The organism is Paraburkholderia fynbosensis (genome assembly GCF_902859935.1).
Classification (GTDB): Bacteria; Pseudomonadota; Gammaproteobacteria; order Burkholderiales; family Burkholderiaceae; genus Paraburkholderia; species Paraburkholderia fynbosensis.
Genome location: NZ_CADIKI010000001.1, coordinates 642,125 through 657,651, shown reverse-complemented (window position 1 = coordinate 657,651; position 15,527 = coordinate 642,125). Strand labels below are relative to the sequence as shown.

Here is a 15,527-nt window from a genome sequence, read left to right as displayed (position 1 = left end):
CTCATTCGATGAAGCGCCGCGGCGCGCGGCATGAGACGCTATTGTGACCGAAATTGCCGGCCTTCGCGCCTGGGGGTGAGGTGTGTGCGGGTCGAATGCAACCGGCGCGGGCCCGCGCCGGAGGCTTTCCGCGTCGCGCTCGTGTTGCTGGTGGCCGCACTCATCGCTAAGGCGGCGGCAAGCTATGGCCGCCACGTGATCGCCGCGGGCCGCCGACGCCGTCCACTCAGTGCGTGATCTCGCCCATGCGGCCGGCCTGATAGTCAAGGACGGCTTGGCGGATCTCGTCCTCGGTATTCATGACGAACGGGCCATAGCGCACCACCGGCTCCTTCAGCGGGACGCCACCCAGCAGCAGCACTTCGAGCGGCTCTTCGCCGGCGCTCAGCGTGACCATGTCGCCATCGTTCTGGAACACGACCATCTGTTGGGCGTTGATCAACTGGCGTGCTTCACCCTCGCCATAGAAGCCCTTGCCGGACAGGCCATACGCGAACACGCGATAATCGGCTGGCACCGGTTGCCGGATCGTCGCGCTGGGCTGCAGAGAGAAATGCTGATACAGGATCGGCGTGCGAGTTTCGATTGCGGCCTTCACGCCGAGCGCTTCACCGGCGATCACCTTGACGCGCACCTTGCCGTCCGCGGACGTCGCGACCGGAATGCTCGCCGACGGTATTTCCTGGTAGCGCGGCGCGATCATTTTGTCGCGACGCGGCAGATTCACCCACAACTGCAGGCCGTGCACGCGGCCGCCCGTGCGCACGAACGACGGGTCTGGCATCTCGCTGTGCACGACGCCCGCGCCGGCGGTCATCCATTGCACGTCGCCGGCATGCAGGGTGCCCGAATGCCCCGCCGAATCCTTGTGGCCGAACTGCCCCTCCAGCACGTAAGTGACCGTTTCGAAGCCGCGGTGCGGATGATCGGGCGCGCCTTTGGCCTCGCCCGGCGCGTAGTCGATCGGGCCCATTTCATCGAGCAGCAGGAACGGATCGAAGTCCATCAGCAAGCGGGTGGGAAACGGGCGGTGGACGATAAAGCCGCCGCCCTCGGTCGTGCGAACGGCGGGAAACGTGCGTTCGATCGTGCGTGTCGTGCTCATCAATATCACCTCTAAAAATGGGGAATAGCGTCATTTTTGAAACATGGGGCTATTATAGGGACCGTTTTCAGCGGTGCCAGCCACCGTCGCACAATGGATTGTTCTATTACTGGAACGATGAGATGAAGATCGATTCACACAACCTGAATGACCTGATGTACTTTTCGCAGGTCGTCGAACATGGCGGTTTTTCCGCCGCCGAGCGGGTGCTGGGAATCTCGAAGTCGCGCCTGTCGCGCCGTTTGACGGAGCTCGAAGCGTCGTTGGGGGTACGCCTGCTGCAGCGCTCCACGCGCAAGCTCGCGCTGACCGAGGCCGGCCACCTGTTTTATCAGCACTGTCAGGCGATGCTGAGCGAGGCGGCGGCGGCGGTCAACGTCGTACAGCAACTGCGCTCGTCGCCGCGCGGCACCGTGCGAGTGAGCGTGCCGGTCACGGTCTCGCAGACGATCCTGTCGACGATCCTGCCGGAATTCATGCACCGCTATCCGGAAGTGAAAGTGGTGATGCGGGTGACGAACCGCGTGGTCGACCTGTTCGAGGACTCGATCGACGTCGCGCTGCGGGTGCGTTCCGATCCGCCGGAAAACGCCAACATCGTGGTGCGGCCACTGTGGCGTACGCAGCAGATGCTGGTCGGTGCACCGAGTCTGCTGCAGCAGAATGCGCCCCCGCTCACGCCCACCGATCTGAACCGCTTCGAAACGCTAGACGTGCCGACCGGCGACGGCCGCCACGTCTACAACCTGATCTCGCCCGACGGCACGCGTCACGCGCACGAACATGAGCCGCGTCTCGTGACCGCCGATCTGATGACGATTCGTGAAGCGGTACTCGCCGGCGTCGGCATCGCCGCGCTGCCAGAGATGATGTATGGCGCCGCATTGCGCACGGGACAGTTGTCGCCGGTGATGCCGGGCTGGACCTTTCCGACGCCGCAGTTGTACGCCGTATTCCTGTCACGCCAGGGGATGGTGCCGGCCGTGCGCGCATTCGTCGATTATCTGGTCGAAATGCTCGACCCGGACGACGGGAAGCACATCATGGGCGAGTGTCCTGTACGCGAAGAGACGGCCACGGCGCAGGCATCGCTCGCGGTCGTGTCGTAGGGCGTTGCGCGATATCGCTTTTAGCATTTAAGCGTGGGCTGTCATGAGTACTTTCAATGGCCGTTTGCTTGAATGCGCGCGCTCGCAGGCCTATAGTGAAATCCCTTCGCTAAGGAGTCTCTTATGCGGAAACTCATGGCCGCTATCATAGCGAGCCTGATAGGGCTGAGCGCGCTGTCCGTGTCGATCACGGCTGTCGCATGCGGTGACCCAGGAAGCCGTCAATCTGCGACCGACGGCAAATGAGCCCGCCGCCCGAAGGCGCCGAGTGCGCACAAAAAAAGGCCTTCATCTGACGATGAAGGCCTTTTACTTTTTGGCCCCTGTTTCAGGGGCTTTTGCGCCTTTTTTTTGCAGTTGCCGGGTAACGCGCCGCGGGTTCCAGGACACCGTTACTGACCAGGTTTATCTGGCTTTGGGCTGCGTGACGAAACCGATCTTCGTGAGGCCGCCGGACTGAGCCGCCGACATCACCTGCGCCACTTTCTCGTACGCGACCTTGCGGTCCGCGTCCAGATGCAGTTCCGGTTGCGGGCTTGCCTGTGCGGCCTCTGCAATCTTCGCGCTCAAGGCTGCTTCGTCGACTTTCTGGTCGTTCCACAGGACGTTGCCGGCCGCGTCGATCGCGACCGTCACCTGCGCGGGCTTGGTATCTTCTTTCTGACTGCTTGCATGCGGCAGATCGATTTTGACCGCGTGACGAATCACCGGGATCGTCACCATGAAGACGATCAGGAGAACCAACATCACGTCGACGAGCGGCGTCATGTTGATCTCGTTCATCAGGCCGTCGTCATCGTCGCCGCCGAAGGGGCTCATTGCCATGGGAGTGCCTCGTCGATCAGTTCGCGCGGGTCGCGAGACGCAGGCCATCGCCGCGCTTGGACGACGACAGGCGTGCGCCCGTCACGAAGAACGCGTGCAAGCCATGCGCAAAGCGGCTCAGTTTGGCGACGATGCCCTTGTTGGCGCGCGTCAGTGCGTTGTAGCCGAGCACGGCGGGAATCGCGACGAACAGGCCGAACGCGGTCATGATCAGCGCTTCGCCGACCGGGCCGGCGACCTGGTCGATCGACGACTGGCCGCTCGCACCGATAGCCAGCAGCGCGTGGTAGATGCCCCACACGGTGCCGAACAGACCGACGAACGGCGCGGTGCTGCCGATCGACGCGAGAATCGCGAGACCGCTCTGCATGCGCGCGACGCTTTCATCCATCGTGTCCTTGAGGCAACGCGTGATCCAGTCCGACACGTCCATGCGATCGTGCAGATGCGGCTGCGTTTGATGATGGTGATCGGCCGCTTCCTGGCCCGACAGCGCCAGCGCGAGGAACGGGTTGTCCTGCGGTGTCGATGAACCAGCGCCGAGTTTTTTCACGCCGTCGGCGAGATCGTCCGAATGCCAGAAGGCTTTTTCGGCATTCTTCGTGAGGCGATTCAGGCGCATCACATTCCAGCCTTTGATGACGATCACGCTCCACGACATCACCGACATGATCAACAGTGCGAGCGCGATACCGCGCGTCACGAAATCCCCTTGCGCCCACACGTGCGCCAATCCGTAGTTTTGCATTGCAATTCCTTTTTTAAAATCTGCTTCAATCGTTCAGATTGAAGTCGTAAGGCTGGGTGTACGCGGCTCGAATCGGCTGACCGTTCTCAAGATACGGTTTGCAGGCGCTCGCGCGCACGGCGGCGAGCGCAGCATCGTCGAGACGGCTGAAGCCGCTGCTCTTCTTCAACTCGATGCTTTCGAGCCTGCCCGTCAGGCCGACCACGAACTTCACATACGCGGTGCCGGTTTCGCCGCGCCGCTTCGAGAGTGTCGGGTACTCGGGCTTGGCGATGTTGCAGTCGAGGTGCGAGACGTTTTTGGGCGCGCTGATTTCCATCGTCTGACGGCCGATTGCCGGTGCGGCCTCAGCCGGAGGCGTCGCCGGTGCGGCGGGCGCGGGCGGCGTCGGATCGGGCGCCGCGACAGGCGTCGGCGATGGTGCGGCTGCCTGAGGCAACGGCGTCGGCGTCGGTTTGGGCGTCGGAGTCGGCTTCGGCTGAACCTTGGGCTTCGTACGAACCGGTGGCGCCGGCTTCGGCGGTGGCGGCGCGACGGATTCCATCGCGACCGGCGGGGCGAGCGGTGCGGGCGGCAACAGCTGCGCGGTCATCACGTGCGATTCGAGCGTGGGCTGCACGGGCTCGTGACGCAGCGTCATGATCACCGCAAGCAAACCAACGTGGATCACCGCCACTACGGCGGTCGCAGTCAACGCACGGGAGTTCATACGAGCGGACGAAGCCGGCTTCGCGCCGGCCGGGACAGTAGGCAAGACCTGCATGTTAGCGTGGCAGCGCGCTGTGGGAGCAACACGTCAGACAAGACATCGTCATATTCGGAAGATCAGCAGCGAAATAAATACGGTAGTCACGAAACCAATCAGCAATTCCACCTCGAACTCCTTTTGATGGGTGAGCGGGTAGCTGGCTGGTACGGATACTGGCTTGCTGACGGCAGTGGGGATAACGCGTGATGCAGCGCTTGAAACGGCGCCTGAAACAGCAGGACGCCCGGCGTTCCCTGGGCACGGTTCGCGCCGCGCCCGAAAGCAGCCTTCAGGCGGCCTTGCGTTCGTAAAATGTCAGCGGGACAGCCTGCGGATGAAGCTCGATGCCGACGCCGCAGCGGCTGGCGCACACGCCGCTTTGCAGCATGACGTCGCGCACGGACTCTTCGCACTTGCCGCAGCAGGAAGCGACGCCCAACTCGAACTGAAGCTCGTCGAACGAGTCGACGCCGTCCGCGATCGAGGAGCGGATGGTGCGGTCAGAAACGGACTTGCAGACACAGACAATCATGGCAGGACGTCATAGCTAACGTTAATGCGAATTATTATCATTTTGTTTTGGTCGTTTGGCAAGAGCCCTGTCTGATTTTTTGTAACAAAACCAGACTCTTAGCAGGGTTTCATCTATGGGCTGACGGCCCGCGGCGATCGGCCGACAAGGGCAAAAATGCCCGAAACGTGTGCAATAACGCCTTGGCGGACGTCATAAAGCACTGGCCATGCGGTTTTTACGCGGCTTGGGAGTCCGGCGCCGCCGTGCGGCGCGAAGGGATCTGCACCTGTTGAACCGCTGCGTCGATATGCAGGAGGGTGGCCGCGAGCTGCTGCTGATGCGTGCCGTCGCCGGTCGAATAAAAGCGGGGCAGAGCGGCGCTTGCCTTTTCCGTGATGGCGCGCAGGCCGTGCTGGTCCAGCACGCGTTGCAGTTGACGCGCGATGGCGACGCTCGTGTCGATCAGCGTGAGCCGATCGCCAACGATGTCACGAATCGCCGCATCCAGAAACGGGTAGTGGGTGCAGCCGAGCACCAGGGTGTCGGCGCCGGCATCGAGCATCGGCTGAAGATAGCCGCGCAGCAGCGTGCGCAATTCGGCCGAGCCGACGTCGCAGCGCTCGACTGCCTGCACGAGCCCATGGCCCGGTTGGCACAGGAAACGGCAGTCGGCGGCATAGCGCTCGAGCAGTCCCTGAAAGCGGACGCTGCGCAAGGTTACCTGGGTGGCGAGCACGCCGGCGACGCGGGTTCTGGACTGCAGCGCAGCCGGCTTGATGCCGGGTTCGACGCCCACTAGTGGAATGGGCAGTTTTTCGCGCACCAGGGCGATGGATTGCGCGGTCGCCGTGTTGCAGGCGACCACCAGCGCTTTCGCACCTTGCTTGACCAGCCATTCGCCGATCGCGAGCGTGCGGTCGGCGATGAAGTCGTCGTCGCGCTCGCCATACGGCGCGTAGAGCGAATCGGCGACATACAGGATGGCTTCGTCAGGCAGTTGCGCCCGGACCGCCCTCAACACCGACAAACCGCCGAGGCCCGAATCGAAAATGCCGACCGGCGCGCTCGAAGCAGCGCCCGAGGTGAATGTCCGGACAGTCGGGGACGGCGATTGTGCAGGCATAGCGAAGAGCGCGCGCATGGCGCGACGGTCAAGGGATGTTCGGAAAAACGGCAAGGTGCGCAAGTATATCGCCCGCGCTGACCCGGTCATGGCGAATGCCGGGATGAGTGACTTGGCTCATGAGCTGGCCCTGAGTCGCGCGGGCTGTTTTCAGCGCGGGTCGATCAGGATTCGACCGTGCCCATTGCGCTTTGCTGGTAGTTCTGGATGCCGACCTTGTCGATCAGATCGAGTTGGGTTTCGAGCCAGTCGATGTGTTCTTCCGTGTCGTCGAGAATCTTCGTGAAGATTTCGCGCGAGATGAAATCGCGGACCGATTCGCAATATACGATTGCGTCTTTGCAGGTGCTCTGCGAAATCTGTTCGAGCTTCAGATCGCACTCGAGGATCTCTTTGGTTTCCTCACCGATCAGCAGCTTGTGCAGATCCTGCAGATTCGGCAGACCGTCGAGCATGAAAATGCGTTCGATGAGCCAGTCGGCGTGCTTCATCTCACCGATCGATTCGTCGTATTCGTGCTTGCCGAGTTTTTCCAGACCCCAGTGACGATACATGCGTGCATGCAGGAAGTACTGGTTGATGGCGGTCAGCTCGTTTTTCAATTGAGCGTTGAGATATTCGATGACCTTCTTATCGCCTTGCATGATATGTCCTTAATGGGGTTCAATTTCCCAGAACGATAAACGCCGACGCCCGAAAAGCCAAGGCCAAAATTTAGTTTTACGCTTGATTTTGAAGGTTTTCCGCGCGTTGCTTATTGTTCTCGCCGGGTTGTAAAAAAAACCGGGACACGAGGCCCCGGTTTCTGGTTTTGTCAATTGATCCTGGTCTCGATCAAACCGTCGCAACCGGAATCTTGCCGATCTTCGCCTGCCATTCCTTCGGCCCGGTCTGATGTACCGATGTGCCGTTCGAATCGACCGCGACCGTCACCGGCATGTCCTGCACGTCGAACTCGTAGATCGCTTCCATACCGAGGTCTTCGAACGCAAGCACCTTTGCGCTGCGAATCGCTTTCGACACGAGATACGCGGCGCCGCCCACGGCCATCAGATACGCGGCCTTGTGCTTCTTGATCGCCTCGATCGCAACCGGTCCGCGCTCGGCCTTGCCGATCATCGAAATGAGGCCCGTTTGCGAGAGCATCGTTTCGGTGAACTTGTCCATGCGCGTGGCCGTGGTCGGGCCTGCCGGGCCGACTGCTTCGTCGCGCACCGGATCGACCGGGCCGACGTAGTAGATCACGCGGTTCGTGAAATCGACCGGCAGCTTTTCGCCCTTCGCCAGCATGTCGGCGATGCGCTTGTGCGCGGCATCGCGGCCCGTCAACATCTTGCCCGACAGCAGCAGCGTCTGACCCGGCGTCCAACCGGCAACTTCTTCCGGCGTCAGCGTATTCAGGTCGACACGCTTACTGGTTTCCGTGTTCGGCTCCCACTGCACTTTCGGCCATGCGTCGAGCGACGGCGCTTCGAGCTTCGCGACGCCGGAGCCGTCGAGCGTGAAGTGTGCGTGACGCGTGGCGGCGCAGTTCGGGATGATCGCGATCGGCTTGGACGCGGCGTGCGTCGGCGCGGCCATGATCTTCACATCGAGCACGGTGGCGAGGCCACCGAGTCCCTGTGCACCGATACCGAGCGCATTGACCTTCTCATGCAGTTCCACGCGCAGCTCTTCGATCCAGTCCTTCGGGCCGCGTGCGATCACGTCCTGAATGTCGATCGGGTCCATCAGCGATTCCTTGGCCATCACCATCGCTTTTTCAGCGGTACCGCCGATGCCGATGCCGAGCATGCCCGGCGGGCACCAGCCCGCGCCCATGGTCGGCACGGTCTTGAGAATCCAGTCGACGATCGAATCCGACGGATTGAGCATCGCGAACTTCGACTTGTTTTCCGAACCGCCACCCTTGGCCGCGACCTGCACGTCGACGGTGTTGCCCGGCACGATCTCGTAGTGGATCACGGCCGGCGTGTTGTCCTTCGTGTTCTTGCGTGCGCCTTCGGGCGGACTCACGATCGACGCGCGCAGCACGTTGTCCGGGTTCAGATAACCCCGGCGCACGCCTTCGTTGATCATGTCGGTGACGCCCATCGTCGCGCCGTCCCAACGCACGTCCATGCCGACCTTCACGAACACCGTGACGATACCGGTGTCCTGACAGATCGGGCGCTTGCCTTCCGCGCACATGCGGCTGTTGGTGAGAATCTGCGCGATGGCGTCTTTCGCCGCCGGACTCTGTTCGAGCTCGTAAGCGCGGCCCAAGGCCTGGATGTAGTCGAGCGGGTGGTAATAGCTGATGTACTGAAGCGAATCAGCAATGCTCTGAATCAGATCTTCCTGTTTGATGACGGTCATGGCTTGGCTCAGTGGGGACAACGGCGCTTGTTTGCCGATCGCAGCGCGGTGCGGTCAGTCGTGCGCCTTCAGGGGAGTGGAACCTTTTGCGGAACCCACGGCATGCAGCGCCGCGGGCTCTTCGAAATGCTTGGGATGCGTATGCGTGGTGAGGCGGTCGACCAGCGCCATCACCAGCGCGGACACGAGGAACGCCACGTGGATGATGACCTGCCACATGATCGTGTGAGTCGTGTTCTGGTCGGGGCTGATGAAGGTCTTCAGCAGATGGATCGACGAGATGCTGATCAGCGCCATCGACAATTTGACTTTGAGCACGCCGGCGTTCACGTGGTCGAGCCATTCCGGTTCGTCCGGATGACCCTCGACGCCCAGGCGCGAGACGAAGGTTTCATACCCGCCGATGATCACCATGATCAGCAGGTTCGAGATCATCACCACATCGATCAGGCCGAGCACGACCAGCATGATGTTGGTTTCGTCGAGCGTCATCGATGCCGTGACCAGATGCCAGACTTCCTTGAGGAACAGCACCACGTAGACAGCTTGCGCGATGATCAGGCCCAGGTAGAGCGGCACCTGCAGCCAGCGGCTCATGAAGATGATGACGGGCAGCGGACGCATCGGGCGGCGCTGACGGGCGGAGGCGAGTCGCGTAGCGGACATAGGCAAGAGTCAGATGAAACGCAGGTGACGGAACACGGGCCAAATGCGCGGACCCAGTGTGCGATGACGCACGTGGATCGGACACGCAAACCATGCGCAGACGGCGCGGTGCACGGCGTGAGAGTGCCGGGTAAGCTTGCATCAGGCGCGCTATTGTACAGCGTCGGGTGAATTTGCTGCGGCGCGGCGGGCAGGGTGGGCCCCGTGAACCGCATGAGCCACATGAGCCACATGAGCCACGTCCTGGCCGGGCGGCGTGCTCAGGACGCCACCGGCGGCACCCGCCTCGGTTTCAGGCTCGCGAGCCCGATGCCCGCGACCACGCAAGCGAGCGCGAAACCGTGCGCGAGCGTGGGCCGTTCGCCGAGAAACGTGATGCCATAGATTGCGGCGGCCACCGGCAACACCGCGCTGAACACGCCCGCGAGACTGCCCGGCACATGGCGGATGCCCTTCATCCATAGCCAGAACGAGAAGATGCTGGCCGACAGCCCGTACCACAGCACCAGTGTCCAGATGCCGACCGGCACCGCCTGATAGTCGAAGTGCACGAGCGCGCCGGCGCCGAGCGGCAGCATCAGTAACAGGCCGAACAGGTGCGTGTACGCGCAGATGTCGATCGGCGCGAGCGTTTGCGTGAGGCGGCGCGACAGGATGATGTAGAGCGATTCGCAGCACACCGCGCCGAGCACCATCAGATTGCCGACGAACGAGGTCTCGCCGGCCGCGTTCTCGCCAACGTGCGCAAGATTGATCACGACGACGCCGACGACCGCCAGCGCGATCGACGCGAGCGCCCGGCCGTTCGGCCGCTCCTTGAGGATCAGCCAGGACAGCAACGCGACGACCGCGGGGATCGTGCTGGTGATGACGCCGGCCGCCACCGCGCTGGTGCGCTGCACGCCATTGAGCATCAGCAACGTGAACCCGAAGGTGCCGAACAGCGCCTGCAGAAACAGGTTGACCCATTCGTCGGGTTTGACGCGGCGCAGCTTCGCCATACGCAGGAGCGGCCAGAGCACCGCCATCGCGATCACGAAGCGCAGCAGCGCGAACAGGGGGACGGGGACGAACTCGACAATCGATTTACCGATGCCGACATTGCTGCCGACCAGCAGCATCGAGGTGATGAGAAGAAGGGCGTAACGATTCAAGCTGGAGTCCGGGCGGCTAGTTCAGTTAGCATTGTAAGAGGCCGTGCGAACCAGCGTAAAGGCACCCGGGCGGACACAAGGGCGGATGCCCGACGTCGCAACGCGTGCGATGTGCAACGCGGTATGCGAGTTCGAATACATAAACGTGGTGTAACGCGTAGCATGCGCGCCTGGACTTGCGTAGTGTCGAGTGCGCCGCTCGTACATCATGTGCGTCACGCTTGAGACCCTACGCGGCACGTCGCATAGGCGTGTCGTATGTCCGCTCGGCTAAGGGTTTTCGCGGGCAAGCCGATGCGGCTCGCGTAAGTGGCTGGTAAGTTGCAACGCTTATGTTTGACCATGAGAGCAGCCAGCTCGTCGCGCACGCATCCATGCTGCAGCGCCGCATGGACAGACAGTACAGACAGGCTGCGGCGCGGCGCCCGGCGTTTCGCTGCGCGAGGGTTGGAGACAGCGCGCGTCGATCATCGGGGTCCGCGCGGACACAGGACAGGGTGCGCCACGGGCGCGCCGGCACAGGTTTTACGTTTCATCTTCACCAAGGGGTTGTCGATGTCTGCGATTGAATCGGTTCTTCAGGAACGCCGTGTTTTCCCGCCCTCCGCTGAAGCAGCGGCAGGCGCGACCATCTCCGGCATGGACGCGTACCAGGCGCTGGCCGCCGAAGCGCAACGCGATTACGAAGGCTTCTGGGGGCGCCTCGCTCGCGAGACGCTGAGCTGGAAGACCCCCTTCACCAAGGTGCTCGACGAATCGAAGGCACCGTTCTACACGTGGTTCGAAGACGGTCAGCTGAACGCGTCGTATAACAGCATCGACCGTCATGTCGAAGCCGGCAATGGCGGGCGCGTCGCGATCGTCTTCGAGGCCGACGACGGCACCGTCACCAACGTCACCTATCAGGATCTGCTGCAACGCGTGTCGCGCTTTGCGAACGCGCTGAAAAAGCGCGGCGTGAAGAAGGGTGACCGCGTGGTGATCTATATGCCGATGTCGATCGAAGGCATCGTCGCGATGCAGGCTTGCGCGCGCATCGGTGCGACGCATTCAGTGGTGTTCGGCGGCTTCTCGTCGAAGTCGCTCAATGAGCGGCTGGTGGACGTGGGCGCGGTCGCGCTCGTCACGTCCGACGAACAGATGCGCGGCGGCAAGGCCTTGCCGCTGAAGAACATCGCCGACGAAGCCCTCGCGATGGGCGGCTGCGAAGCGGTCACGAGCGTGATCGTGTATCAGCGCACCGGCGGCAAAGTCGCGTGGAACGAAGGCCGCGACCTGTGGATGCACGAGCTCGCGCAAGCCGAGTCGGATCAATGCGCGCCCGAGTGGGTCGGCGCCGAGCATCCCCTCTTCATCCTCTATACGTCCGGCTCGACCGGCAAGCCCAAGGGCGTGCAGCACAGCACGGGCGGCTATCTGCTGTGGGCCGCGCAGACCCTGAAGTGGACCTTCGACTGGAAGCCCACCGACGTGTTCTGGTGTACCGCCGACATCGGCTGGATTACCGGCCATAGCTATATCGCGTATGGCCCGCTGACGCTCGGCGGCACCCAGGTCGTGTTCGAAGGCGTGCCGACCTATCCGAACGCCGGGCGCTTCTGGGACATGATCGCGAAGCACAAGGTCACGCTGTTCTACACCGCGCCGACCGCGATCCGCTCGCTGATCAAGGCCGCCGAGGCCGACGCGAAAGTGCATCCGAAGAGCTATGACCTGTCGACGCTGCGCATCATCGGCACGGTCGGCGAGCCGATCAATCCGGAAGCGTGGGTGTGGTATCACGAGAATGTCGGCGGCGGCCGCTGCCCGATCGTCGATACGTGGTGGCAAACCGAAACCGGCGGCCACATGATCACGCCGCTGCCGGGCGCCACGCCGCTCGTGCCGGGTTCGTGCACGCTGCCGCTGCCGGGCATCATGGCGGCGGTTGTCGACGAAACCGGGCAGGACGTACCGAAAGGGCAGGGCGGCATTCTGGTGGTGAAGCGTCCGTGGCCGTCGATGCTGCGCAACGTATGGGGCGACCCGGACCGCTATAAGAAGAGCTACTTCCCCGAAGAACTCGGCGGTACGCTGTATCTCGCCGGCGACGGCGCGGTGCGCGACAAGGAGACCGGCTACTTCACGATCATGGGCCGCATCGACGACGTGCTCAACGTGTCGGGTCACCGGCTAGGGACGATGGAGATCGAGTCGGCGCTGGTGTCGAATCCGCTCGTGGCCGAGGCCGCGGTGGTGGGCCGGCCCGATGCGACCACGGGTGAGGCCGTGTGCGCGTTCGTCGTGCTCAAGGGCGCGCGTCCGCAAGCCGAGGCGGCCGTGAAGCTCGCCAACGAACTGCGCAACTGGGTGGGCAAGGAGATCGGTCCGATCGCGAAGCCGAAGGACATCCGCTTCGGCGAAAACCTGCCGAAGACGCGTTCGGGCAAGATCATGCGCCGCCTGTTGCGCTCGCTCGCGAAGGGCGAGGCCATCACTCAGGACGTGTCCACCCTGGAAAACCCGGCGATTCTCGATCAGCTCGGCGAGTCGCTCTGAGCGGTGGTTGGTCCGGGTCGTGACAAGCGCGTGTCGAGCGATGCGCGCTTGACCTGACGCAAAGCGTGATCACTTGTCGTCTGCCTGGACCACTTAGGCCACACCGTCGATGCCACCGCGCGGACAATCCCGATTGCCTGGCCGGTGGCTTTTTGTTAAATAGGCGCATGGCCGCGTCGCACCACTCCTCTCACGCTACGCTTCATCCCGCGCCCGAACCGCCCGCGGTCTCGGCGGCGATGGCGCGTGCGCATCAAACGTACTGGCGCTTCAATCTCGCGCTGATCGCGGCGCTCATGACCATCGGCTTCGTCGTGTCGTTCGTGCTGCCTCTGATCGCCCTCATGTTGGCGCACGTGCGCATCGGCGGTTTCAGTCTGCCGTTCTATTTCGGCGCACAGGGCGCGATCCTCGTCTACCTCGCGCTAATCGTCGTGTATATCGTGCTGATGCAGCGTGCCGACCGGCGCCTGCAACGTGCGTTCGATGCCGATGCCGATGCCAATGCCGATGCGAGCGCGAGCGCGAACGCCGCAGCCAGCGCAAGCGCGAATGCCGATGCCAACGCGTCAACCGGGCCCGGACGCTGAGCCGATGAAACTTACGCATCGGCTGATCCGCTCCTACGCGCTATATACGCTTGGCTTCCTGCTGTTTATCTACGTGATGTGGCGTATCGAGCGCAACACCGGCCCGGGTGTATGGATCGGCTATGTGTTCCTGTTCGTGCCGATCGCGGTGTACGCGGTGATCGGGGTGCTCTCGCGTACGTCCGATCTGGTCGAATACTACGTGGCGGGGCGGCGCGTGCCGTCCGCGTTCAACGGCATGGCGACCGCGGCCGACTGGTTGTCGGCCGCGTCGTTCATCGGACTGGCCGGGTCGATCTATGCAACCGGATACGACGGTCTCGCGTATCTGATGGGCTGGACCGGCGGCTATTGCCTTGTCGCGTTCCTCCTTGCGCCCTACGTGCGCAAGCTCGCGCGCTACACGATTCCCGATTTTCTCGGCACGCGCTTTTCGAGCAACGCGGTGCGCGGGCTCGCCGCGCTGGCCGCGATCCTGTGCTCGTTCGTCTATCTGGTCGCGCAGATCCAGGGCGTCGGACTGATTGCGACGCGTTTTATCGGCGTGGATTTTGCCATCGGCATTTTCTGCGGACTCGCGGGCATTCTAGTGTGCTCGTTTCTGGGCGGCATGCGTGCCGTCACGTGGACGCAGGTCGCGCAGTACATCATTCTGATCGCGGCGATCCTGATTCCCGTGTCGATGATCGCGCATAAGGACGGCCTCGGCTGGGCGCCGCAAGTCAGTTATGGCCGTTTGATGGCGCGCATGGAACGCCTCGAGCAGCAGGTGCGCGATGCGCCGCTCGAACAGACCGTGCGCGACGACTATCGACGCCGCGCGACGCTGATGCAGATGCGCCTCGACGCGTTGCCGCAATCGTTCGTCGACGAGAAGCAGCGGCTCACGCAGGAAGTCGCCGATCTGCGCCGCCACAATGGTCCGCTGCGCGACATCAAGGAGCGCGAAAGGGCACTCGAACAGTTCCCCCGCGACGCCGCCGCCGCGCAGATCGTCTGGACCCGGCATCGCGACGAAATGCTGATGCGCGCGGCCGCGCCGGTGCCGATGCACGAGCCGTTTCCCGCGGTCAACGACGAGGATCGGCGCATCCACGAGCGTAATTTTCTTTCACTGCTGCTGTGTCTGTCGCTCGGCACGGCGAGCCTGCCGCATATCCTGACGCGCTATAACACGACGACTTCGGTGGCGTCCGCGCGCCGCTCGGTCGGCTGGACGTTGTTTTTCGTCGCGCTGTTCTATTTGACGGTGCCGGTGCTCGCGGTGTTGATCAAGTACGAGATGTTGAGCAACCTGGTCGGCCATCACTTTGCCGATCTGCCGCAATGGTTGATGCAATGGCGCAAGGTCGAACCGAGCCTGATCAGCCTCGCCGATACGAACGGCGACGGCATTGTGCGGTGGAGCGAGATCCAGATGCAGCCGGACATGGTGGTGCTCGCCGCGCCTGAGATCGCGGGGCTACCGTATGTGATGTCGGGTTTAATCGCGGCCGGCGCGCTGGCCGCGGCGCTGTCGACCGCGGACGGATTGCTGCTGACGATCGCCAACGCGTTGTCGCACGACGTGTACTACCACATGGTCGATCCCGGCGCGTCGAGCCAGCGGCGTGTGACGATCTCGAAGATTCTGCTGTTGGGGGTGGCGCTGTTCGCGTCGTATGTGGCGTCGCTGAACACGGGGAATATTCTGTTTCTGGTGGGTGCGGCGTTTTCGCTGGCGGCGTCGAGTCTGTTTCCGGTGCTGGTGCTCGGCGTGTTCTGGAAGCGCACGACGCGGCTCGGCGCCGTGGCCGGCATGGTGGCGGGGCTCGTGGTGTGCATCTATTACATCGTCTCGACCTATCCGTTCTTTACGCAGATGACGGGCTTCACGGGCGCGCGCTGGTTCGGCATCGAGCCGATCAGTTCGGGCGTGTTTGGCGTGCCGGCCGGGTTCCTGGTGGCGATCGGCGTGAGTCTGATCGACCGCAAACCGGATGCTTATACGATCGCGCTGGTGGACTATATCCGGCATCCTTGAGCGGGTTTTCGCATGGGTGTGGCGCA

Annotated in this window: 14 protein-coding genes; 4 read left to right on the top strand and 10 right to left on the bottom strand. The window is 62.9% G+C overall.

Annotation, left to right across the window (positions count from 1 at the left end; translation table 11 throughout):
• Window positions 1–226: 226 nt before the first annotated feature.
• Window positions 227–1,105, bottom strand: a complete 879-nt coding sequence (locus tag HV770_RS02845) for a pirin family protein (protein ID WP_175157979.1) — start codon at window positions 1,103–1,105, stop codon at window positions 227–229.
• A 122-nt stretch (window positions 1,106–1,227) separates the two neighbouring features.
• On the opposite strand from HV770_RS02845, the gene HV770_RS02840 reads away from it, so the two are divergent.
• Window positions 1,228–2,214: a LysR family transcriptional regulator gene (locus HV770_RS02840; RefSeq protein ID WP_175157978.1), complete on the top strand. Its 987-nt coding sequence runs from the start codon at window positions 1,228–1,230 to the stop codon at window positions 2,212–2,214.
• Between the two features lie 405 nt (window positions 2,215–2,619).
• On the opposite strand, the gene HV770_RS02835 is transcribed toward HV770_RS02840, so the two are convergent.
• From HV770_RS02835 to HV770_RS02795, 9 genes are all read right to left on the bottom strand, one after another.
• Entirely contained in the window at window positions 2,620–3,039 is a 420-nt protein-coding gene (locus tag HV770_RS02835) for an ExbD/TolR family protein (RefSeq protein ID WP_175157977.1), read from the bottom strand.
• A 16-nt stretch (window positions 3,040–3,055) separates the two neighbouring features.
• Window positions 3,056–3,787, bottom strand: a complete 732-nt coding sequence (locus HV770_RS02830) for a MotA/TolQ/ExbB proton channel family protein (RefSeq protein WP_175157976.1) — start codon at window positions 3,785–3,787, stop codon at window positions 3,056–3,058.
• Between the two features lie 25 nt (window positions 3,788–3,812).
• A complete protein-coding gene (locus tag HV770_RS02825) occupies window positions 3,813–4,550 on the bottom strand; it encodes an energy transducer TonB (protein WP_175157975.1) in 738 nt (245 codons plus the stop codon).
• A 274-nt stretch (window positions 4,551–4,824) separates the two neighbouring features.
• Complete coding sequence (locus HV770_RS02820; protein WP_175157974.1) at window positions 4,825–5,067, bottom strand: (2Fe-2S)-binding protein; 243 nt, start codon at window positions 5,065–5,067, stop codon at window positions 4,825–4,827.
• A 217-nt stretch (window positions 5,068–5,284) separates the two neighbouring features.
• Window positions 5,285–6,172, bottom strand: a complete 888-nt coding sequence (gene murI / locus HV770_RS02815; RefSeq protein WP_175157973.1) for a glutamate racemase — start codon at window positions 6,170–6,172, stop codon at window positions 5,285–5,287.
• 164 nt (window positions 6,173–6,336) lie between these two features.
• Window positions 6,337–6,816, bottom strand: coding sequence for a bacterioferritin (gene bfr / locus HV770_RS02810; RefSeq protein WP_175157972.1), 480 nt, complete (start codon window positions 6,814–6,816; stop codon window positions 6,337–6,339).
• A 190-nt stretch (window positions 6,817–7,006) separates the two neighbouring features.
• Window positions 7,007–8,530 carry a fumarate hydratase gene (locus HV770_RS02805; protein ID WP_121315104.1) on the bottom strand — a complete coding sequence of 508 codons (1,524 nt, stop codon included), beginning with the start codon at window positions 8,528–8,530 and terminating at the stop codon, window positions 7,007–7,009.
• A gap of 54 nt (window positions 8,531–8,584) precedes the next feature.
• Complete coding sequence (locus HV770_RS02800) at window positions 8,585–9,154, bottom strand: TIGR00645 family protein (RefSeq protein WP_217468569.1); 570 nt, start codon at window positions 9,152–9,154, stop codon at window positions 8,585–8,587.
• Between the two features lie 302 nt (window positions 9,155–9,456).
• Window positions 9,457–10,350 carry a DMT family transporter gene (locus tag HV770_RS02795; protein ID WP_175157970.1) on the bottom strand — a complete coding sequence of 298 codons (894 nt, stop codon included), beginning with the start codon at window positions 10,348–10,350 and terminating at the stop codon, window positions 9,457–9,459.
• Window positions 10,351–10,905: 555 nt separating this feature from the next.
• Between HV770_RS02795 and acs the strand changes: the two genes are divergently transcribed.
• The 3 genes from acs to HV770_RS02780 all read left to right on the top strand — a co-directional run bounded on the left by acs (window position 10,906) and on the right by HV770_RS02780 (window position 15,501).
• Window positions 10,906–12,888: an acetate--CoA ligase gene (gene acs / locus HV770_RS02790; RefSeq protein ID WP_175157969.1), complete on the top strand. Its 1,983-nt coding sequence runs from the start codon at window positions 10,906–10,908 to the stop codon at window positions 12,886–12,888.
• Between the two features lie 167 nt (window positions 12,889–13,055).
• Window positions 13,056–13,478, top strand: coding sequence for a DUF4212 domain-containing protein (locus HV770_RS02785; protein ID WP_175157968.1), 423 nt, complete (start codon window positions 13,056–13,058; stop codon window positions 13,476–13,478).
• A gap of 4 nt (window positions 13,479–13,482) precedes the next feature.
• A complete protein-coding gene (locus tag HV770_RS02780) occupies window positions 13,483–15,501 on the top strand; it encodes a sodium:solute symporter family protein (RefSeq protein WP_175157967.1) in 2,019 nt (672 codons plus the stop codon).
• Window positions 15,502–15,527: the final 26 nt, after the last annotated feature.

What these genes read in the sequence shown, in the direction of transcription:
- HV770_RS02845 (WP_175157979.1), bottom strand. Translation starts at nt 1,105, where the DNA reads ATGAGCACGACACGCACGATCGAACGCACGTTTCCCGCCGTTCGCACG.
- HV770_RS02840 (WP_175157978.1), top strand. Translation starts at nt 1,228, where the DNA reads ATGAAGATCGATTCACACAACCTGAATGACCTGATGTACTTTTCGCAG.
- HV770_RS02835 (WP_175157977.1), bottom strand. Translation starts at nt 3,039, where the DNA reads ATGGCAATGAGCCCCTTCGGCGGCGACGATGACGACGGCCTGATGAAC.
- HV770_RS02830 (WP_175157976.1), bottom strand. Translation starts at nt 3,787, where the DNA reads ATGCAAAACTACGGATTGGCGCACGTGTGGGCGCAAGGGGATTTCGTG.
- HV770_RS02825 (WP_175157975.1), bottom strand. Translation starts at nt 4,550, where the DNA reads ATGCAGGTCTTGCCTACTGTCCCGGCCGGCGCGAAGCCGGCTTCGTCC.
- HV770_RS02820 (WP_175157974.1), bottom strand. Translation starts at nt 5,067, where the DNA reads ATGATTGTCTGTGTCTGCAAGTCCGTTTCTGACCGCACCATCCGCTCC.
- murI (WP_175157973.1), bottom strand. Translation starts at nt 6,172, where the DNA reads ATGCCTGCACAATCGCCGTCCCCGACTGTCCGGACATTCACCTCGGGC.
- bfr (WP_175157972.1), bottom strand. Translation starts at nt 6,816, where the DNA reads ATGCAAGGCGATAAGAAGGTCATCGAATATCTCAACGCTCAATTGAAA.
- HV770_RS02805 (WP_121315104.1), bottom strand. Translation starts at nt 8,530, where the DNA reads ATGACCGTCATCAAACAGGAAGATCTGATTCAGAGCATTGCTGATTCG.
- HV770_RS02800 (WP_217468569.1), bottom strand. Translation starts at nt 9,154, where the DNA reads ATGCGTCCGCTGCCCGTCATCATCTTCATGAGCCGCTGGCTGCAGGTG.
- acs (WP_175157969.1), top strand. Translation starts at nt 10,906, where the DNA reads ATGTCTGCGATTGAATCGGTTCTTCAGGAACGCCGTGTTTTCCCGCCC.
- HV770_RS02785 (WP_175157968.1), top strand. Translation starts at nt 13,056, where the DNA reads ATGGCCGCGTCGCACCACTCCTCTCACGCTACGCTTCATCCCGCGCCC.
- HV770_RS02780 (WP_175157967.1), top strand. Translation starts at nt 13,483, where the DNA reads ATGAAACTTACGCATCGGCTGATCCGCTCCTACGCGCTATATACGCTT.